Annotated in this window: 12 protein-coding genes and 3 pseudogenes; 6 read left to right on the top strand and 9 right to left on the bottom strand. The window is 61.0% G+C overall.

The genetic code is table 11. The features are described from left to right. Positions 1 to 21: 21 nt before the first annotated feature. Entirely contained in the window at positions 22 to 1,416 is a 1,395-nt protein-coding gene (gene sthA, locus AB4N42_RS22555; protein WP_003183399.1) for a Si-specific NAD(P)(+) transhydrogenase, read from the bottom strand. A 341-nt stretch (positions 1,417 to 1,757) separates the two neighbouring features. Further along, positions 1,758 to 2,750, bottom strand: coding sequence for an FAD:protein FMN transferase (locus AB4N42_RS22560; RefSeq protein ID WP_323154174.1), 993 nt, complete (start codon positions 2,748 to 2,750; stop codon positions 1,758 to 1,760). 227 nt (positions 2,751 to 2,977) lie between these two features. On the opposite strand from AB4N42_RS22560, the gene tcuC reads away from it, so the two are divergent. Further along, positions 2,978 to 4,276: an MFS transporter gene (gene tcuC, locus AB4N42_RS22565; RefSeq protein WP_198797742.1), complete on the top strand. Its 1,299-nt coding sequence runs from the start codon at positions 2,978 to 2,980 to the stop codon at positions 4,274 to 4,276. 170 nt (positions 4,277 to 4,446) lie between these two features. Here tcuC and AB4N42_RS22570 read toward each other — a convergent pair whose 3' ends face one another. Then, positions 4,447 to 5,910, bottom strand: coding sequence for a glyceraldehyde-3-phosphate dehydrogenase (locus tag AB4N42_RS22570; protein ID WP_030139960.1), 1,464 nt, complete (start codon positions 5,908 to 5,910; stop codon positions 4,447 to 4,449). 168 nt (positions 5,911 to 6,078) lie between these two features. Here AB4N42_RS22570 and mfd point away from each other — a divergent pair. From mfd to AB4N42_RS22585, 3 genes and pseudogenes are all read left to right on the top strand, one after another. Beyond that, a pseudogene (gene mfd / locus AB4N42_RS22575) lies at positions 6,079 to 9,529 on the top strand (transcription-repair coupling factor). A 40-nt stretch (positions 9,530 to 9,569) separates the two neighbouring features. Then, a pseudogene (locus tag AB4N42_RS22580) lies at positions 9,570 to 10,107 on the top strand (CsiV family protein). Between the two features lie 11 nt (positions 10,108 to 10,118). After that, on the top strand, positions 10,119 to 12,812 hold the full coding sequence (locus tag AB4N42_RS22585) for a DEAD/DEAH box helicase (RefSeq protein ID WP_460115403.1): 2,694 nt from the start codon (positions 10,119 to 10,121) through the stop codon (positions 12,810 to 12,812). A 122-nt stretch (positions 12,813 to 12,934) separates the two neighbouring features. Here the strand turns inward: AB4N42_RS22585 and AB4N42_RS22590 are convergent, their stop codons facing one another. The 3 genes from AB4N42_RS22590 to AB4N42_RS22600 all read right to left on the bottom strand — a co-directional run bounded on the left by AB4N42_RS22590 (position 12,935) and on the right by AB4N42_RS22600 (position 15,574). Next, a complete protein-coding gene (locus AB4N42_RS22590) occupies positions 12,935 to 13,675 on the bottom strand; it encodes an S-methyl-5'-thioinosine phosphorylase (protein WP_030139956.1) in 741 nt (246 codons plus the stop codon). Positions 13,676 to 13,685: 10 nt separating this feature from the next. Continuing rightward, positions 13,686 to 14,684, bottom strand: a complete 999-nt coding sequence (gene nagZ / locus AB4N42_RS22595; protein ID WP_187293324.1) for a beta-N-acetylhexosaminidase — start codon at positions 14,682 to 14,684, stop codon at positions 13,686 to 13,688. Positions 14,685 to 14,866: 182 nt separating this feature from the next. Then, positions 14,867 to 15,574: a TetR/AcrR family transcriptional regulator gene (locus AB4N42_RS22600; RefSeq protein ID WP_198797746.1), complete on the bottom strand. Its 708-nt coding sequence runs from the start codon at positions 15,572 to 15,574 to the stop codon at positions 14,867 to 14,869. Positions 15,575 to 15,814: 240 nt separating this feature from the next. Between AB4N42_RS22600 and lexA the strand changes: the two genes are divergently transcribed. Both lexA and sulA read left to right on the top strand, forming a co-directional pair. Next, positions 15,815 to 16,423: a transcriptional repressor LexA gene (gene lexA, locus AB4N42_RS22605; RefSeq protein ID WP_030139954.1), complete on the top strand. Its 609-nt coding sequence runs from the start codon at positions 15,815 to 15,817 to the stop codon at positions 16,421 to 16,423. A gap of 10 nt (positions 16,424 to 16,433) precedes the next feature. Then, on the top strand, positions 16,434 to 16,907 hold the full coding sequence (gene sulA / locus AB4N42_RS22610) for an SOS-induced cell division inhibitor SulA (RefSeq protein WP_030139953.1): 474 nt from the start codon (positions 16,434 to 16,436) through the stop codon (positions 16,905 to 16,907). A gap of 72 nt (positions 16,908 to 16,979) precedes the next feature. On the opposite strand, the gene AB4N42_RS22615 is transcribed toward sulA, so the two are convergent. The 3 genes and pseudogenes from AB4N42_RS22615 to topA form a co-directional block, all read right to left on the bottom strand. Beyond that, a complete protein-coding gene (locus AB4N42_RS22615) occupies positions 16,980 to 17,213 on the bottom strand; it encodes a hypothetical protein (RefSeq protein ID WP_122568400.1) in 234 nt (77 codons plus the stop codon). Between the two features lie 106 nt (positions 17,214 to 17,319). Beyond that, a complete protein-coding gene (locus tag AB4N42_RS22620) occupies positions 17,320 to 17,844 on the bottom strand; it encodes a DUF6586 family protein (RefSeq protein WP_460115404.1) in 525 nt (174 codons plus the stop codon). A 208-nt stretch (positions 17,845 to 18,052) separates the two neighbouring features. After that, positions 18,053 to 20,666: pseudogene (gene topA, locus AB4N42_RS22625) on the bottom strand (type I DNA topoisomerase). Between the last annotated feature and the right edge of the window lie 59 nt (positions 20,667 to 20,725).

The following is a 20,725-nucleotide window of genomic DNA, read 5'->3' on the forward strand; positions in this document are numbered from 1 at the left end:
CAGGCCACCGGCCGGAGCCGCTCAAAAAAGCCGGTTGAGCCCGTCGTACGCCGCGACCCGATAGGCTTCGGCCATGGTCGGGTAGTTGAACGTGGTGTTGACGAAGTATTTGAGCGTGTTCAGTTCGCCCGGCTGGTTCATGATCGCCTGGCCGATATGCACGATCTCCGAAGCCTGGTAGCCGAAGCAGTGCACGCCCAGTACTTCCAGCGTCTCGCGATGGAAGAGGATCTTCAGCATGCCTTGCGGCTCACCGGCGATCTGCGCCCGCGCCATGCTCTTGAAGAAGGCCTTGCCCACTTCATAAGGCACCTTGGCCTGGGTCAGCTCCTGCTCGTTCTTGCCGATCGAGCTGATTTCCGGAATGGTGTAGATGCCGGTCGGTACGTCGTTGACGAAGCGCCAGCTGCCGTTGTCGACAATGCTGCCGGCGGCCGAACGGCCCTGGTCGTGGGCGGCACTGGCCAGGCTCGGCCAACCGATCACGTCACCGGCACCGTAGATGTTCGGCACGCAAGTGCGGTAGTTCTCGTCGACTTCGATCTGGCCACGGCTGTTGACCTTCACGCCGATGTTTTCCAGGCCCAGGGTGTCGGTGTTGCCGGTACGACCGTTGCACCAGAGCAAGGCGTCGGCCTTGATCTTCTTGCCGGACTTGAGGTGCAGGATCACGCCGTTGTCGACGCCTTCGACGCGATCATAGTCTTCGTTGTGGCGCACGGTGATGTTGTTGTTGCTGAAGTGATAGCTCAGGGCCTGGGAAATTTCCGAATCCAGGAAGCTCAGCAACTGGCCGCGGTTGTCCACCAGTTCCACCAGCACGCCCAGGCCGCTGAAGATCGAGGCGTATTCGCAACCGATCACGCCGGCACCGTAGACGATGAGCTTACGCGGGGTGTGACCCAGGCTCAGGATGGTGTCGCTATCGTAGATACGCGCATGGTTGAAATCGATATCGGCCGGGCGATACGGGCGCGAACCGGTGGCGATGATGATGTGCTTGGCCACCAGCTTCTCGACCACGCCATTGCCGCAGACCACTTCGACGGTCTGCTCGTCGGCGAAGCTGCCGGTGCCGAAGAACACATCCACGCGGTTGCGGGCGTAGTAGCCGGTACGCGAGGCCACTTGCTTGGAGATCACCTTCTCGGCGCTCTTGAGCACGTCAGGGAAGGAGAACCAGCGCGGCTCGCCGATGGCCCGGAACATCGGGTTGGTGTTGAACTGCATGATCTGCCGGACCGAGTGACGCAAGGCCTTGGACGGGATGGTACCCAAGTGGGTGCAGTTGCCGCCAACCTGCCGACGGCTGTCGACCATCGCCACTTTGCGCCCTGCCTTGGCCGCGTTCATTGCCGCGCCTTCCCCAGCAGGGCCGGAACCCAGTACTACCACGTCGTAGTTGTAGACAGCCATGCGTACTCCTCAGAACAGGCCGCGATGCCACGCTTGGCACCGACGGCTAAATCATGCCGGCCGGCGGCATGAAGGAACAATTTGGGGCCGGTTCACGAGCCCGGCCACAGTCTATAGAAGCGTCAACGCCGCGCACATTACCCCTTGGTCGCGTCGTAGGCTAGTTTTGCCTGCGCTATTTCGCCACAGGTAGGCTTTCAAAACGCTGTCAGCGTTCACTTAAGATTTGCCCAGATCATCGTGGCGAGGGAGCTTGCTCCCGCTGGGCTGGGCTGCGGCCCCCTTTTGTGAGCGCTTCGCACTCAAGCGGGAGCAAGCTCCCTCGCCACGGTAATCCCACTTCAGTGGTCATTGGTTTTTCCACGGGTCATCCGTTCAAAGATGTCGTTGGTGCGGCTGACGAAACGCTCCCCATCCCGCAATACGAAAAATACCCCGATGCCGTGCTTCTGGGCATAGTCCCAAGCCTGTTCAGGACCGAGAATCAGCAACAGCGTCGATAGTCCATCGGCCATCATTGCTGAAGGATGAATTACCGTGACTGACGCCAGGTTGTGTAGGACCGGAGCCCCCGTGCGCGCATCAAAAGTGTGGGAATACCGCCTACCGCCCTGTTCGAAATATTTCCGGTAATCGCCCGACGTCGAAACCCCGTAGCCGTTGACCTCGATGACCCGCTCGGCCACTTGCCGATCGTCCCGTGGTTCTTCCAGGGCGATGCGCCAGGGCGAGCCATCCGGCTTGTGCCCGACGGCCTTGAGTTCACCAGTGGCCTCGGCCAGATAGCTGTCGATGCCCAAAGCCTGGAGCCTGGCGGCGATGCGGTCGACGGCATACCCCGCCGCAATGCTGTTGAAGTCGACTTCCACGGCGGCGTCCTTGCACAGCCGGTCGCCCTCAATGCGCAGATGTTTATGACCAACGCGCTGACGAGCCTGGGCCAGGGCCTCGGCGCTTGGCACCTGTTCTTCCCGGGATTGCGGACCGAATCCCCACAGGTCCAATAAAGGCTCAACCGTCAAATCGAAGGCACCGTCGCTTTGCGAGGAAAGTTGCTCGCCCGCACGGATCAGCTCGAGAACCGGGCCGGGCATCACCTGGCAGTTGTCGGCAGGCAACGCGTTGAAACGCTCGATGTCCGAGTCGCTGCGATAGGTGGACAACTGCCGATCCACTTCGGCGAGGATCTGTTCCACTTCGTCCTGCACCGTTTTCGGACCGGGCGTGGCGATATGCCTGACGTACTGGATGGAATAGCGGCTGCCCATGGTCGGGCCGTCGAAGCGCTCGAGGGTATCGCCGTTGCCACAGGCGGATAACACGCCCGCCAGCATCACAAGCCCTAACCATCGTCCAGTTAACAAATCTTCATCTCCCCTCAAAACCGCGCCAGCCATTATGGGCTACAGCGCATGCAAAAAACCTGTGGGAGCGAGCTTGCTCGCGATAGCGGCGCAACAGTCAGCATCAAGGTGACTGACACACCGCCATCGCGAGCAAGCTCGCTCCCACAGGGGCTGCTGCGTTTTCATACAAGATTTGCCAGAGTGAGTACCTACCCATGTCTTCCAACACGAGCAACGGCAAGGCAATTTTCCGCGTCGTCAGCGGCAACTTCCTGGAGATGTTCGACTTCATGGTCTACGGCTTCTACGCCACGGCCATCGCCAAGACATTCTTCCCGACCGACAGCGCCTTCGCGTCGCTGATGCTGTCCCTGGCCACATTCGGCGCGGGGTTCCTGATGCGTCCCCTGGGGGCTATTTTTCTCGGCGCCTACATCGACCGCCATGGCCGTCGCAAAGGCTTGATCATCACCTTGGCAATGATGGCCGCTGGCACGGTGCTGATTGCCTGCGTGCCGGGCTACGCCACATTGGGCGTGGCGGCACCGTTGCTGGTGTTGCTGGGTCGATTGCTGCAAGGTTTTTCCGCTGGCGTGGAACTGGGCGGCGTATCGGTGTACCTCGCGGAAATTTCCACGCCGGGGCGCAAGGGTTTCTTCGTCAGTTGGCAGTCCGCCAGCCAACAGGCTGCGGTGGTGTTCGCCGGCCTGCTGGGTGTTGGCCTCAATCACTGGCTGAACCCACAGGAGATGGGCGAATGGGGCTGGCGCGTGCCGTTCCTCATCGGTTGCCTGATCGTGCCGGTCATCTTCATGATTCGCCGCTCGCTGGAGGAAACGCCTGAATTCCAGGCAAGAAAACATCGCCCTACCCTGTCGGAAATCACCCGTTCCATCGGTCAGAACTTCGGTATCGTCCTGGCCGGCATGGCGCTTGTGGTCATGACCACAGTGTCGTTCTACCTCATCACGGCCTACACGCCGACGTTTGGCAAGGCCGAGTTGAATCTGTCGGATTTGGATGCCTTGCTGGTCACGGTGTGCATCGGCTTGTCGAATTTCTTCTGGCTGCCAGTGATGGGGGCGTTTTCCGACAAGATCGGCCGCAAACCCCTGCTGCTCGGTGCGACGATCCTGGCGATCCTGACCGCGTACCCGGCGCTGTCCTGGCTGGTGGCAAACCCGAGTTTCAGCCATTTGCTGATCGTCGAGTTGTGGCTGTCCTTCCTGTATGGATCGTACAACGGGGCCATGGTGGTCGCCTTGACGGAAATCATGCCGGTCGAAGTGCGCACCACCGGTTTTTCCCTGGCCTATAGCCTGGCCACCGCCACCTTCGGCGGTTTTACCCCGGCGGCCTGCACCTACCTGATCCATGTGCTCGACAACAAGGCGGCACCGGGAATCTGGCTCAGCGGCGCGGCGGTGCTGGGATTGATTGCGACCCTGGTGCTGTTCAAGGGCAATCGGCATGAATTGCGGACGGCGCAGGCCTCGGTGGTCGGCGGCGCCTGATGGATTGCTTTCGCGAGCAAGCTCGCTCCCACAGTTGATCGAGTTGTTGCTGAGTTATGCGGTCCAATGTGGGAGCGAGCTTGCTCGCGATGAGGCCAGCCCAAGCAACAGAAAACCCAGACAAAAAAAACGCCCCGACAAGTCGGGGCGCTTTCATTTGCAGCTAAGGCTTAGCGCGGGAACGCAGGCGGATTCACATCAGCCATGTCTTCCATCACGCGAACCACCTGGCAGCTGTAACCGAACTCGTTGTCGTACCAGACGTACAGGACAACGCGGTTATCCTGGACGATGGTCGCTTCAGCATCGACAACACCGGCGTGGCGCGAGCCCACGAAGTCGGTGGACACCACTTCCTGCGAGTTGACGAAATCGATTTGCTTATGCAGATCGGAGTGCAGCGCCATGTAGCGCAGGTACTCGTTCATCTCTTCACGGGTGGCGGCTTTCTCAAGGTTCAGGTTGAGAATGGCCATCGATACGTTCGGCGTCGGGACACGGATCGCGTTACCGGTCAGCTTGCCAGCCAGCTCAGGCAGGGCCTTGGCAGCAGCAGTGGCGGCACCGGTCTCGGTGATGACCATGTTCAGCGCCGCGCTACGACCACGGCGATCGCCCTTGTGGAAGTTGTCGATCAGGTTCTGGTCGTTGGTGTACGAGTGAACGGTTTCGACGTGACCGTTGATGATGCCGAACTTGTCATTCACAGCCTTGAGCACCGGCACGATGGCGTTGGTGGTGCAGGAAGCGGCGGAAACGATCTTGTCGTCAGCAGTGATGTCGCCGTGGTTGATGCCATGGACGATGTTCTTCAGCTTGCCCTTGCCAGGCGCGGTCAGGACAACGCGGTCGACACCCGGGCAGGCCAGGTGTTGGCCCAGGCCGTCGGCATCACGCCATACACCGGTGTTGTCCACCAGCAGTGCGTTCTTGATGCCGTACTGGGTGTAGTCCACCTCGGTCGGATTCTTCGCGTAGATCACCTGGATCAGGTTGCCGTTGGCGGTGATGGTGTTGTTTTCTTCATCGATGGTGATGGTGCCGTTGAACGAACCATGGACCGAATCGCGACGCAGCAGGCTGGCGCGCTTGGTCAGGTCGTTCTCGGCGCCCTTGCGCACGACGATGGCGCGCAGGCGCAGGCCGTCGCCACCACCGGTTTTCTCGATGAGGATGCGTGCCAGCAGGCGGCCGATACGGCCAAAGCCGTACAGCACGACGTCGGTGCCTTTGCGCGGCGAAGCGTTTTGCTGGCCAACCACATCGGCCATTTCTTCGCGAACGAACTGCTCGGCGCTACGGCCATTGGCTTCGCTGCGGAATTTGAACGCCAACTTGCCCAGGTCCACCGAGGCCGCGCCGAGCTTGAGCTCGCTCATGGCCTTGAGCAGAGGGAATGTTTCGTGGACGGAGAGTTCGCTGTCGTCGGAAGAACGGTGGCGAGCAAAGCGGTGGGCTTTGAGGATCGCGATGACAGACTGGTTGATCAGGCTGCGGCCATAGATCGAGCTCACCACGTTGTTATTGCGGTAGAGCTGACCGATGAGAGGGATCATCGCTTCTGCGAGTGCTTCACGATCAATCCATTCACCAAGACACTGGTCGGGCTTCTGAGTCACGGTAACCTTCCACATGTAGGGGCTGAAAAAAGGGGCTACATTATGCCGCCGAGTCCTCGCCGGAGCAATGCGCGCCCGTCGCGCCGTGGTTTTGCGTTCTAGCAGCGTAGTCCGCGACTGACAGCCGGGCCCTTCAGCCGCTACAATTGTCGACTTTGTCGCAACGCTGGAGCTCAACCTTCCGTGCCCGTTCTGCGTCTTCCGCTTCTCCCTGCCGCGGCAGGTAAACAGCACTGGGGCAACCTGCCCGGTGCCGCCCTGAGCCTGGCTATCGCCGAGGCCGCCAGCGCTGCAAAGCGCTTCACCCTGTTGTTGACCGCCGACAGCCAGAGTGCCGAGCGGCTCGAGCAGGAGCTGGGTTTCTTCGCCCCGGATTTGCCGGTGTTGCATTTCCCGGACTGGGAAACCCTGCCCTACGACCTTTTTTCGCCGCACCAGGACATCATTTCCCAGCGCATCGCCAGCCTTTATCGGCTGCCGGAGCTCAGTCATGGCGTTTTGGTAGTGCCAATCACCACAGCCCTACATCGCTTGGCGCCGACCCAATTCCTGCTGGGCAGCAGCCTGGTTCTGGACATTGGCCAGAAGCTCGACGTCGAGCAAATGCGTACTCGGCTTGAGGCCAGTGGCTACCGCTACGTCGACACCGTGTACGAGCACGGCGAGTTCACGGTGCGCGGGGCGTTGATCGACCTGTTCCCGATGGGCAGCAAATTGCCGTATCGCATCGATCTGTTCGATGACGAAATCGAGACCTTGCGCACCTTCGACCCGGAGAACCAGCGCTCCATCGACAAGGTCCAGTCGATCCGCCTGCTGCCGGCCAAGGAATTCCCACTGCAAAAAGACGCAGTGACTCGCTTCAAGGCGCGTTTTCGCGAGCGTTTTGACGTGGATTTCCGCCGTTGCCCGATCTTCCAGGACCTGAGCAGCGGAATCACCCCAGCCGGTATCGAGTACTACTTGCCGTTGTTCTTCGAAGAAACCTCCACGTTGTTCGATTATTTGCCCCAGGACACCCAGGTATTTTCCCTGCCGGGCATCGAGCAGGCTGCGGAAAACTTCTGGAACGACGTGCGCAATCGCTACGAAGAACGTCGCGTCGATCCGTCCCGTCCTTTATTGCCGCCCGCCGAGCTGTTCCTGCCGGTGGAGGACTGCTTCGCCCGGTTCAAGAGCTGGCCGCGCGTGGTGGCGAGCCAGCAGGACGTGGAAACCGGCGTCGGTCGTGAACGCTTCCCCGCCAAGCCCTTGCCGGACCTGGCGATCGAAGCCAAGGCCACGCAACCGCTGGCGGCCCTGGCCGGTTTCCTCGACGGATTCCCCTGGTCGCGTGCTGTTTACCGCCGAGTCCGCAGGCCGCCGCGAAGTACTGCTGGAACTGCTTGATCGCCTGAAGCTGCGCCCGAAGACCGTCGACAGCTGGCCTGACTTTGTCGCGGGCAAGGATCGCCTGGCGATCACCATCGCGCCGCTTAACGACGGCCTGGTCCTTGACGATCCCGCCCTGGCCCTGGTGGCCGAAAGCCCGTTGTTCGGCCAGCGCGTGATGCAGCGTCGCCGCCGCGAGAAACGCGCCGACGCCGCCAACGACGCGGTCATCAAGAACCTCACCGAACTGCGCGAAGGTGCGCCGGTGGTGCACATCGATCATGGCGTAGGCCGTTACCTGGGCCTGGCGACCCTTGAGATCGAAAACCAGGCCGCCGAATTCCTCACCCTGGAATACGCCGAGGGCGCCAAGCTCTACGTGCCTGTGGCGAACCTGCACCTGATCGCCCGCTACACCGGCAGCGACGACGCCTTGGCCCCGCTGCATCGCCTGGGTTCGGAAACCTGGCAGAAGGCCAAGCGCAAGGCCGCCGAACAGGTGCGCGATGTGGCGGCCGAGTTGCTGGATATCTATGCCCGCCGTGCCGCGCGCGAGGGCTATGCATTCGCCGACCCGAAAGCCGACTACGAAACCTTCAGCGCCGGTTTCCCGTTCGAAGAAACCGTCGACCAGCAGACCACCATCGAAGCCGTGCGCGCCGACATGCTTGCGCCCAAGCCCATGGACCGCCTGGTGTGCGGCGACGTAGGCTTCGGCAAGACCGAAGTGGCGATGCGCGCCGCGTTCATTGCCGTGCACGGCGGCAAGCAAGTGGCGATCCTGGTACCGACCACCCTGCTCGCCCAGCAGCACTACAACAGTTTCCGCGACCGCTTCGCCGACTGGCCCGTGACCGTGGAAGTGATGAGCCGCTTCAAGTCCGCCAAGGAAGTGAACGCCGCCGTCGCGGACCTGGCCGAGGGCAAGATCGACATCGTCATTGGCACGCACAAGCTGCTGCAGGACGATGTGAAGATCAAGAACCTGGGGCTGGTGATCATCGATGAGGAACACCGCTTTGGCGTGCGCCAGAAAGAACAGCTCAAGGCCCTGCGCAGCGAAGTCGACATCCTGACCCTGACCGCCACGCCGATCCCGCGCACCTTGAACATGGCGGTGTCGGGCATGCGCGACCTGTCGATCATCGCCACACCGCCAGCCCGCCGCCTGTCGGTGCGCACCTTCGTCATGGAGCAGAACAAAAGCACGGTCAAGGAAGCCCTGCTGCGTGAGCTGCTGCGCGGCGGCCAGGTTTATTACCTGCACAACGACGTGAAGACCATCGAGAAATGCGCCGCCGACCTGGCCGAGCTGGTACCGGAGGCCCGCATCGGCATTGGTCACGGGCAGATGCGCGAGCGCGAGCTCGAACAGGTGATGAGCGACTTCTATCACAAGCGCTTCAACGTGCTGATCGCCTCGACCATCATCGAGACCGGCATCGACGTGCCGAGCGCCAACACCATCATCATCGAGCGCGCCGACAAATTCGGCCTGGCCCAGTTGCACCAGTTGCGCGGCCGGGTCGGACGCAGTCACCACCAGGCCTACGCCTACCTGCTGACACCGCCGCGCCAGCAGATCACCCCGGACGCGGAAAAGCGCCTGGAAGCCATTGCCAATACCCAGGACCTGGGCGCCGGTTTCGTGCTGGCCACCAACGACCTGGAAATCCGTGGCGCCGGCGAATTGCTTGGCGACGGCCAGAGTGGCCAGATCCAGGCAGTGGGCTTCACCCTGTACATGGAAATGCTCGAACGGGCGGTCAAGTCGATCCGCAAGGGCGAACAACCAAACCTCGACCAACCACTGGGCGGCGGGCCGGAGATCAACCTGCGGGTGCCGGCGCTGATCCCGGAAGATTATCTGCCGGATGTCCACGCACGCCTGATCCTCTACAAGCGCATCGCCTCGGCCACTGACGAGGAAGGCTTGAAGGATCTGCAGGTGGAAATGATCGACCGCTTCGGCCTGCTGCCGGAGCCGACCAAGAATCTGGTGCGCACCACGCTGCTCAAGCTCAAGGCCGAGCAACTGGGCATCAAGAAAGTCGACGGCGGGCCCAACGGCGGCCGTATCGAGTTCGAAGCCCAGACCCCGGTCGATCCACTGGTGCTGATCAAGCTGATCCAGGGCCAGCCCAAACGCTACAAGTTCGAAGGCGCCACGATGTTCAAGTTCATGGTGCCCATGGAACGCCCGGAAGAGCGTTTCAATACCGTAGAGGCGCTGTTCGAGCGCCTCACTCCGACCACTGCTTGAAGGACGCCCAATGCGCCTGTTTCACTCCTTGATGTTGTTGATGACCCTGGTTGCCCCCCTGGCGTTGGCCGACGATCTGTATCAGGTGGAAATGATCCTGGTCCGGCAGAATGCCGAGCCCACCATCATCAGCCGCGCCGCACCGGAAGACTGGGACAGCCGGCGCACGACGCTTGGGCGCGGACAGCCTGCGGACACCGGCAATGGGCAATATCGTCGAAAAACTCAACGCCAGCGGCCAGTACACCGTGCTGATGCACAAGGCCTGGCAACAGAACCTGGGCGAACAAGGCAGCAAGATCGCGGTCAGCGACGGCGCCGAACAGTTCGGCCAGTTTCCCATCGAGGGCACCCTAGAGCTCAAGCTCGGCCGCTTCACCGACGTGGACGCCGACTTCTGGATCAACCAGATCGACGCCAATGGCCTGGTCACCGCCAGCGAACGCCTGAAACAGGAGAGCCATACCAAGAACGGCCAGTTGAACTTCCTCGATAACGGCCATCTCGGCTTGCTGATCAAGATCACCTCGTTGACCGCGCCTGCACCACGCCAGGCACCTGATGTCATTCCGGACTGATCGGCGCGCCTATGCCCTCGCCCCTGAGCAAACCCCTGGCACCTTCCTGGGTCAATCGATTCAAGGAACAAAGCCTGGAGCGTGGGCGCCGATACGCGTTGGAAAACCGCGTCAGGATCGTCGAAGCCGGCGACAGCACGATCATTGCCAGTTGCGAAGGCTCCGGTGGCAGCGTTTATCGTCAGACCATTCGTCTCAAGGAGTCAGCCAAGGGCACGTTGATCCTGCTTGAAGCGGCGTGCTCCTGTCCGGTGCGCATCAATTGCAAGCATTGCGCGGCGGTGCTGCTGCAAGTCCAGGAAACCCTGGCCTACCCTGCCGCTGAAAAAGACGCCCAGATGCTGGAAAAACTCCAGGCGGTGCTGGACAGCCGCAGCCCCAAGGCGCCGCCGCAGGTCTTGGTGGACAACGTGCAACCGGTGCCCCGCCTGTGGCTGGCGAGCATCGAATTCAGCGCCTTCGAGCCGCGCAACGGCAAGATGCAGCGCTACATCCAGCACCGCGCCGCGCTGTCGTTCAGCTACCTGGACGAATACGTCAGCGGCCAGCGCAACACCGACGTACTGATTCGCCAGGAAACCCAGACGCTGCGGATAAAACGCCACACCGATGTGGAACAATCCTACCGCGAACAACTGCGAATCCTCGGTTTCAAAATCGCGACCCGACAAAGCAAAGCCTTGCCGGAGAGCGCAGGCGAACTGTACGAAATGGTCAACGACAGTGCCTGGCTGACCTTTACCCTCAACGACCTGCCGAAACTGCGCACCCAGGGCTGGGAATTGCAGATCGATGAGGATTTCGGCTTCGACCTGACGGCAGTGGACGAATGGTACGCAACGGTCGAAGAAACGCCGGAGCGGGACTGGTTCGACCTGGAGCTGGGGATCATCGTCAACGGCGAGCGACTGAGCCTGCTGCCGATCCTGTTGAACCTGATGCGCTCGCACATCGAGCTGTTCAACCCGGAACGCCTGGCCAGGCGCCGCGATGACGAACTCATCCTGGTCAACTTGCCGCACCGTCCCAACTCGGAATTCGGCCCGCAGCAAGTGGCCCTGCCCTACGGGCGGTTGAAACCGGTGCTGGCGACCCTCGGCGAGTTCTACCTGCAAGAGCCCGGCACCACTAAGCTTCGGCTCAACAGCGCCGACGCCCTGCGCCTGAACCCGTTGCAGGACATGCCGCTGCGCTGGGAAGGTGGCGAACACATACGCAGCCTCGCCCAACGCCTGCGCGACATCAAGGACTACACCGCCACCGCCCCGAAGGGCTTGAATGCAACGCTGCGCCCCTACCAGCTCGAAGGCCTGAGCTGGATGCAGTCGCTACGGCAATTGGAGGTGGGCGGCATCCTGGCGGACGACATGGGCCTGGGTAAAACCCTACAGACCCTGGCGCACATTCTCAGCGAAAAACACGCAGGCCGCCTGGACCGCCCATGCATGGTGGTGATGCCGACAAGCCTGATTCCGAACTGGCTCGATGAAGCATCGCATTTCACCCCGCAGCTCAAGGTGCTGGCCCTGTACGGTGCCGGGCGCAAGAAACACTTCGAGCGCCTGGCCGATTACGATCTGATCCTGACCACTTATGCGCTGCTGCCAAAAGACGTCGAACGCCTCAAGGCACAGCCGCTGCACGTACTGATCCTCGACGAAGCCCAGTACATCAAGAACCCCACCAGCAAAGCCGCCCAGGCCGCTCGCGAACTGGATGCCCGGCAACGGCTGTGCCTGTCCGGAACGCCATTGGAAAACCACTTGGGTGAACTCTGGTCGTTGTTTCATTTCCTGTTGCCGGGCTGGCTCGGCGACATCAAAAGCTTCAACCGCGACTACCGCGTGCCGATCGAAAAGCGCGGCAGCGACGTACGATTGCAACACCTCAACGGTCGGATAAAACCTTTCTTGCTGCGCCGCACCAAGGAACAAGTCGCGACCGAACTGCCGCCCAAGACCGAGATCATCCATTGGGTCGAACTCAGCGACGCCCAGCGGGACGTCTACGAGACCATGCGCCTGGCCATGGACAAGAAAGTGCGCGACGAGATCACCCGCAAAGGCGTGGCGCACAGCCAGATCATCATCCTCGAGGCACTGCTGAAGCTGCGCCAGGTGTGCTGCGACTTGCGCCTGATCAGCGATGCCGCCCTGCCGGCCCGGGGTAGCAGCTCGGGTAAGCTCGACAGCCTGATGGAAATGCTCGAGGAGTTGTTTGAAGAAGGCCGGCGGGTGCTGCTGTTTTCACAGTTCACCTCGATGCTGGCGCTGATCGAAGAAGAACTGAAAAAGCGCGGCGTGGAATACGCCATCCTGACCGGCCAGACCAGGGACCGTCGCACACCGGTGAAGGAATTCCAGAGCGGCAAGCGTCAGATCTTTCTGATCAGTCTGAAAGCCGGTGGCGTAGGCTTGAACCTGACAGAAGCCGACACGGTGATTCACTACGACCCGTGGTGGAACCCCGCCACCGAGAACCAGGCCACCGACCGCGCCTATCGCATTGGTCAGGAAAAACCCGTTTTCGTGTACAAACTGATTGCCCGCGGCACGGTGGAAGAAAAGATCCAACTGCTGCAGAAAGAGAAGTCCGACCTGGCGGCTGGCGTGCTGGACGGACGCGTGGCGGGAGATTGGAAATTGCAGAACGAAGACATCGAGGCGCTATTCGCCCCCCTGCCGGACAAGCTGGAGAAGCGCTAAAACCGTTTTCGTGTGGGAGCGAGCCTGCTCGCGAAGAGGCCGCCAGCCGTCAACATTCTCGCGAGCTGAGCCGCCGCCTTCGCGAGCAGGCTCGCTCCCACCTGGATATCCCCCGGGCTGTTTTAGCCCGCCTTCAACACCCGCGCCAAGGTCGACTTCACTTTGCCCATTCCGTCATGCAAAGCCTGCTCGATCTCAGCCATGGTGATCACCGCAGTGGACTTGCCCGCCGCCGGATTCACTACTAGCGCCAGACAGGCGTAGTCCAACTCCAGCTCACGCGCCAGCGCCGCCTCCGGCATGCCTGTCATGCCGACGATATCGCAGCCATCGCGTTCCAGACGGGCAATCTCGGCCACGGTTTCCAGGCGCGGCCCCTGGGTGCAGGCGTAGACGCCGTGGCTGCTATAAGCGCAGCCTTCGGCGGCCAGGGCCGCAATCAATTGCTGGCGCAGCGATTCGCTGTAGGGATAGCTGAAGTCGATGTGGGTCACCGCCTCCAGGTCATCGGCGAAATACGTATGCTCGCGACCGCTGGTGTAATCGATCAACTGGTGGGGCACGCAAAAATGCCCAGTGCCCATCGCGGCGTGGATCCCGCCCACCGCGTTGACCGCCAGGATGGCTTCGGCACCGGCCTGCTTCAGGGCCCAGAGGTTGGCGCGATAGTTCACCTGGTGCGGCGGAAAACGGTGAGGATGACCATGACGCGCCAGGAACAGCACCTCGCGCCCGGCGTACTCGCCAATCTGCACGTCGGCCGATGGCGCGCCGTAGGGCGTCTCTACCGCGAGGGACTGGCGGATGGTCAAGCCTTCCAGCTGGGTCAGGCCGGTGCCGCCGATAATTGCGTAAACGGTCATACAAACGTCCTTAATCAATCAGTTGGGCGGCTTTCAACGCGCCGATGGCTGTCAACCAGCGTGGATCCTGGCGGTACTCGGTACTCGCATAGGCCTGGCCACGCATGCGGGCGATCCGCGCCGATGGCTTGACCTTCAAGCGCTGGGCAGCGCCCAAGGCCAATTCGGCCGCCGCGCGGTCGTTGCACACCAGGCCCATGTCACAACCGGCCGTCAGCGCGGCCTCGATGCGGTTGGCGGCATCGCCGACCACATGGGCGCCGGCCATGGAAAGATCATCACTGAAGATCACGCCATCGAACCGCAACTCGCCCCGCAGGATGTCTTGCAGCCAACGGCGGGAGAAGCCTGCCGGGCTGGCGTCCACCTGAGGATAAATGACGTGGGCCGGCATCACGGCCGCCAGTTGCTTGCCCAGCTTGGCAAACGGCACCAGGTCATGGGCGCGGATCTGTTCGAGACTGCGCTCGTCAGTAGGAATGGCAACGTGGGAGTCTGCCTCGGCCCAGCCGTGCCCAGGAAAATGCTTGCCTGTGGCCGCCATCCCCGCTGCGTTCATGCCACGAATGAAGGCTCCGGCCAACAATGCGGCACGCTCGGGATCACCTTCAAAGGAGCGGCTGCCGACCACGGCACTGCGCTGGTAATCGAGGTCCAGCACCGGGGCGAAACTCAAATCGAGACCGACCGCCAGCACTTCGGTCGCCATGATCCAGCCGCACTGTTCGGCGAGATATTCGGCGTTCGGGTTGTCGGCGATGGCCCGCATTGCCGGCAGGCGCACGAAACCCTGGCGCAGCCGCTGGACCCGCCCGCCTTCCTGGTCAACCGCCAGCAACAGGTCGGGGCGAATGGCGCGGATCGCCGCGCTCAGCTCGCGCACCTGGCGCGGGTGTTCGATGTTGCGAGCAAAAATGATCAAACCACCCACTTCGGGTTGGCGCAACAGATGGCGATCCTCGGCCGTCAGCCAGGTACCGGCGACGTCGACCATCAACGAGCCTTGCAGGCCAGCGGTCATAGCAATTCCTTAATAACGATGGGCGCCCACGGCGACGCCTGCACGACGACACCGCCAGGCTGCATGCCCGGCAATTCGCGCATCGGCGATGAAAATTGAAACGAACTTGAAAGGAGAATCGGCATGGGCGGCTAGCTTAGCGGATGTAGCCAGCCACGCCCACCCGTCTGCTATGCCTTGGCGAGTGCCGGAGCCGACTTGCTGCGGGGACGCAACTGCGCTGCCGCCATTGCCTCGTCGGTGACACCGCTTTCGGCGCGCATGCCGGCGGCCAGGAAGGGCACCATCAGGCGCATCACTTGCTCGATCGACGTGTTCACACCGAAGTCGGTTTCCGCGATGGCTCGCAGCGCCTTGATGCCGGACATGCTGAACGCCGCCGCACCGAGCATGAAATGCACGCGCCAGAACAACTCGATCGGTGGTATGCGCGGCGCAGCCTCATTGACCAGCAGCATGTAGCGGCGGAATACCTTGCCGTACATGTCTTCCAGGTAACGTCGCAGGTGGCCCTGGCTCTGGCTGAACGCCAAGCCCAGCAGGCGCATGAAAATAGACAGGTCGTTGCCGCTGCGTGGCTGAACCACGAGCGCCTGTTCGACCAGGATTTCAAGCAGTTCTTCCAGGGTTGGCTTGACGTCAGGCTTGGCCTGGCGTCGCTCCAGCTCGCGATCGAGACTCAGGCAGAACGGGCCGAGGAACCGAGAGAAAACGGCTTGGATCAGGGCTTTCTTCGAGCCGAAGTGATAATTGACCGCCGCCAGGTTTACCCCGGCCTTGCTGGTAATCAGACGCAAAGAGGTTTCAGCGAAACCTTTTTCCGCGAACAACTGCTCGGCAGCATCGAGAATGCGTTCAACGGTTTCCGACTGGGCCATGGCTACTCCGCCTGACAAACACTTGTTTGAAACATACGTTTCAGCCTTCGCGTTGTCAAGTCTGCCGGGACGTTTTGCGAACGACCGGTCAGCTATTTAACCACACCTTGCGCAGGCTGTAGCCATGCCTGTCAGAGCGGCCAAGCCAACCGTCTGGCGGCCTGCTGAAAAAGGATGATTGCCAAGCGCCGTTCACTGTATATAATCCCAGTCACTGTATAAAAAGACAGAGCGATCGATATGCTAAAGCTGACGCCACGCCAAGCAGAGATTCTGGCCTTCATCAAACGCTGCCTAGAAGACAACGGCTATCCGCCGACCCGTGCGGAAATCGCCCAGGAACTGGGCTTCAAGTCGCCCAACGCGGCCGAAGAGCACCTCAAGGCGTTGGCCCGCAAGGGTGCGATCGAAATGACGCCGGGAGCATCGCGCGGCATTCGCATCCCGGGCTTCGAAGCCAAGGCTGACGAAACCACACTGCCGATCATTGGTCGTGTAGCGGCCGGCGCTCCAATCCTCGCCCAGCAACACGTCGAGGAATCCTGCAACATCAATCCTTCCTTCTTCCATCCGAGAGCCGACTACCTCCTGCGCGTGCATGGCATGAGCATGAAGGACATCGGCATTTTTGACGGTGACCTGCTGGCTGTCCATACCACCCGCGAAGCCCGCAACGGCCAGGTCGTGGTAGCTCGAATCGGCGACGAAGTCACCGTCAAGCGCTTCAAGCGCGATGGCAGCAAGGTCTGGCTGATTGCCGAAAACCCGGAGTTCGCCCCCATCGAAGTGGACCTGAAAGATCAGGATCTTGTCATCGAAGGCTTGAGCGTTGGCGTCATTCGCCGCTAAAGGAGGCTTTATGCAATTTCCTCACACACCACAACACACACAACTTCCGCTGTTCGAGGCTTTCATGGCCCAACCGCTGGCTCCAGTCCTGAAAGAGGTCATCGAGTCGCCTTGGGGCGTCGAGCCCGAGGCGTTCAGCGAACTGTCGTTGCGTGGGGCGGCGGGGAATTGCCTGAACCTGCTGGCTCCGATCCTGAGGGAACTGAGCCAGGACCAGGATGCTCGCTGGTTGACGTTGATTGCGCCGCCTGCCAGCGTTACCCAGGCCTGGCTACGGGACGCGGGGCTTAATCGCGAGCGAATCCTGTTATTGCAACCTCGCGGCAGCCAGAGCGCGCAGCAATTAACCTGCGAAGCGTTACGCCTGGGTCGTAGCCATACGGTGGTTAGCTGGCTCAATCCACTGACTGCGACCGCTCGTCAGCAATTGATCAGCGCCGCTCGTACCGGGGACGCGCAGAGCCTGAACATTCGATTGGGCTAAGACAAACGCAGGGCTTCTCCAGGACAGAGAAGCCGGGTTGGTAAATCGACTTCAAAAAGCCGACAAACGGGGTCAATGAAGAACCCGTGGCCCCTCTTCCTTGCTGAATTCGCCTTCAACCAAGCGGCCCGCCATTTGCACGCCCACGCTAAGCATCGCCTTGGCGACTTCAACGTGCTGGCCTTGCAGGAACACCTTGGCATCTTCGGAAAAGTTCAGGGTAACCAGAGAACCCTCGTCTTCAGCCCTGCGCAGCTCGATGCGGCCGTCAGGAAGTTCGACGATTTCTAGAAAGGACGTTGGCATAAAAGTCTGTTCTCCACGAAAGGCGGGAATTATATAGTCATCGGTCAGGCTTCGCTCGGGATCTTGACCAAGTGTCGTTAGCGAACATTGCAAGCCGAGTGAAAACTCAGCATTCATTCAGCCCCTCTCGAAAGCGAATTGCCAGGCTTTTCAGGTTCTGGCGCCAGCTTTCCAGCTCTTCCCGGCTCAACGGCTGTTCGGACTCTGGTTCATCAAGATTGACCGCCATGATCAACGGCTGGGTCACGTCCCCCTTTGGCTGGCGAGGGGCCCGTGGTGGCTGGAACAGTGCCGCATGGGCCGCCAGCAGCTTGGCCAGCCAGGTTTCCGGGTTCTGGGCCAGCTCGACCATTTCAGCCAGTTCGGGGATCGCAACGGTTTCCAGCACCTCACGCGTCAACATCAGCTCGGCGCGCGAAGCACTTGCCTGGGGCAAGCGATAGAAACCGGCGATTTCATGGCAAAGACCCAACAGCGCGCCATACAGGTGAAACAGCACTGATTCACGCCCCGCCTGGATCAGCGCCGGGGAATTCATGGTGCGCCCCTCCTCGGCCCTGGCGAGCGCTTCAAGCGACAGGCCGGCGAAATAAATCTTCTGGTTGGTGCGGGTATAGAGTTCGTGGGCCATGGCGGCATTCTCCCCAACGAAATAAAAGCGTCACGCAGGTGCGACAGTGTCGTGGATGAACCAAAGCCACTGCAAGCCAAAAACAAAAAGGCCGCATGAAAACCTACGGGTTGTCATGCGGCCTTTTACTTGCCTGCAATTGCAAGGGACCGCTACGGCGTCCAACGGGAGCAAGCTCCCTCGCCATAAAACCCCTTACATCGCTCAGTCAGCGCTTGTCTTCAATGGTCCATTTACCGCCGTCGTAATATGCCTTCCAGCCAGTAGGCTTGCCGTCGACCTCGGTCTGCACATATTGCTCCTTGGTCTTGCGGCTGTAGCGAATCACTGCGGGGCGGCCGTCCGGATCCTTCTGCGGTGCGTCGCAGAGGAAATGATACTTCGGATCGATCTCGTCCTTGTGCGGCAGGATTTCAATCACCAACGGCGCCCGAGTCTCGCGATTTTTAGGGAACTGGCTGGCGGCCAGGAACAGGCCGGATGCACCGTCGCGCAGGATGTAGGTGTCGTTGACCTTCTCGCACTTGAGTTCGGGCATCTTCACCGGATCCATCTTCGGCGGCGCCGCGTCACCGCTCTTGAGCAGCTTGCGGGTGTTCTTGCAGGTCGGGTTGGTGCAGCCGAAGAACTTGCCGAAACGGCCGGTCTTGAGCTGCATCTCGCTGCCACACTTGTCACATTCCAGGCTCGGACCTTCATAGCCCTTGATGCGATAGGTGCCCTCCTCGATCTCGTAGCCGGCGCAATCCGGATTGTTACCGCAGATGTGCAGCTTGCGCTTTTCATCCAACAGGTAAGCATCCATCGCCGTGCTGCAGATCGGGCAACGGTGCTTGCCGCGCAGGACCAGGGATTCCGACTCACCCTCATCGTCCGCAGCGATTTCGTCACCCGGCACGAGGTTGACCGTCGCCTTGCAGCGCTCCTTCGGCGGCAGGCTGTAGCCCGAGCAACCGAGGAACACGCCGGTCGAGGCGGTACGGATCTGCATCGGGCGACCGCAGGTCAGGCACGGAATATCGGTCATGACCGGCTGGTTGGCACGCATGCCATCGTCCGGACTTTCGGCCACTTCGAGTTTTTTCTTGAAGTCGCCGTAGAACTCGTCGAGCACATTCTTCCAGTCCCGCTCGCCCTGGGCCACATCGTCCAGGTTCTCTTCCATGCCCGCGGTGAAACCGTAGTCCATCAGGTTCGAGAAGCTTTCGGAGAGACGCTCGGTAACGATGTCCCCCATCTTCTCCGAATAGAAACGACGGTTGTGCAACGTCACGTAGCCGCGATCCTGGATGGTGGAAATGATCGCAGCGTAGGTCGAAGGACGACCGATGCCACGTTTTTCCATTTCCTTGACCAGGCTGGCTTCCGAGTATCGTGCTGGCGGCTTGGTGAAGTGCTGCGTCGGATCCACCTTGATCAGCTTCATCACGTCGCCCTGGGCCATGTCCGGCAGGACATCGTCATCGCCTGGCTTGGTGATTTGCGGCATGACGCGGGTGTAACCGTCGAACTTCAGGATGCGGCCTTTGGCGCGCAGCTCGAAGTCGCCAGCACCGACGCTGACGGTGGTCGACAGGTATTGCGGCCGGCAGCATCTGGCAGGCCAGGAACTGGCGCCAGATCAGCTCGTAGAGACGCTCGGCGTCGCGCTCCATGCCCGACAGCTTGCTTGGCTCGGTATTGGCATCGGATGGACGAATCGCTTCGTGAGCCTCCTGCGCGCCTTCCTTGCTGCTGTAGACGTTCGGCGTCTCCGGCAGGTATTTCTTGCCGAACTCGCTTTCTATATAAGTGCGCGCCATCGCCACGGCATCGGCCGAGAGGTTGGTCGAGTCGGTACGCATGTAAGTGATGTAGCCCGCTTCGTACAGACGCTGGGCCATCATCATGGTTTTCTTCACGCCAAAGCCCAGGCGGTTGCTCGCGGCCTGCTGCAAGGTGGAAGTAATGAACGGTGCGGAAGGCTTGCTGCTGGTCGGCTTGTCTTCGCGCTTGACGATGCTGTAGCTCGAAGCCTTGAGTTTCTCCAGCGCCGCCATGGCCTGGGCTTCATTGAGCGGCTTGAAGGCTTCGCCCTTCTCGCGGGCCACTTCGAAGCGCACCGTAGCGCCCTTGGCGGTGCCGAGATCAGCGTGGACTTCCCAATACTCCTCTGGAATGAACGCGCGAATTTCCCGCTCGCGCTCCACCACCAGCTTCACCGCAACCGACTGCACACGACCGGCCGACAGGCCGCGGGCAATCTTGGCCCACAACAGTGGCGAGACCATGTAGCCCACGACGCGGTCAAGGAAGCGACGCGCCTGTTGGGCGTTGACCCGATCGATGTCCAGCTCGCCGGGCTGGGAGAAGGCTTCCTGGATGGCCTTCTTGGTGATTTCGTTGAACACCACGCGCTTGTAGCGGCTGTCATCCCCACCGATGGCTTCGCGCAGGTGCCAGGCAATGGCTTCCCCTTCGCGGTCCAAGTCCGTCGCGAGATAGATGGTGTCGGCATCCTTGGCGAGCCGACGCAGTTCTTCGATGACCTTTTCCTTGCCTGGGAGGATCTCGTACTTGGCTTTCCAGCCATGTTCCGGATCGACCCCCATGCGCGAGACCAGCTGCTTGCGCGCCTTGTCTTTCGGCGACAGCGCCGGCGCTTCACCAGCGGCCGCCTTGCCGCGCTTGGCGGCAGGCTCCTTGCTGGCGCTAGCCGAACCGCTGGTGGGCAGGTCTCGGATATGGCCGATACTCGACTTCACCACGTATTGGTTGCCCAGATACTTGTTGATGGTCTTGGCCTTAGCCGGGGATTCCACAATGACCAGCGATTTGCCCATGGATCAGAAAATTCCTGAATTCTAAAAAGTGAAAGGCGATTGGCGCCTGACGCGGCACC

Source organism: Pseudomonas sp. H2_D02 (assembly GCF_054677635.1).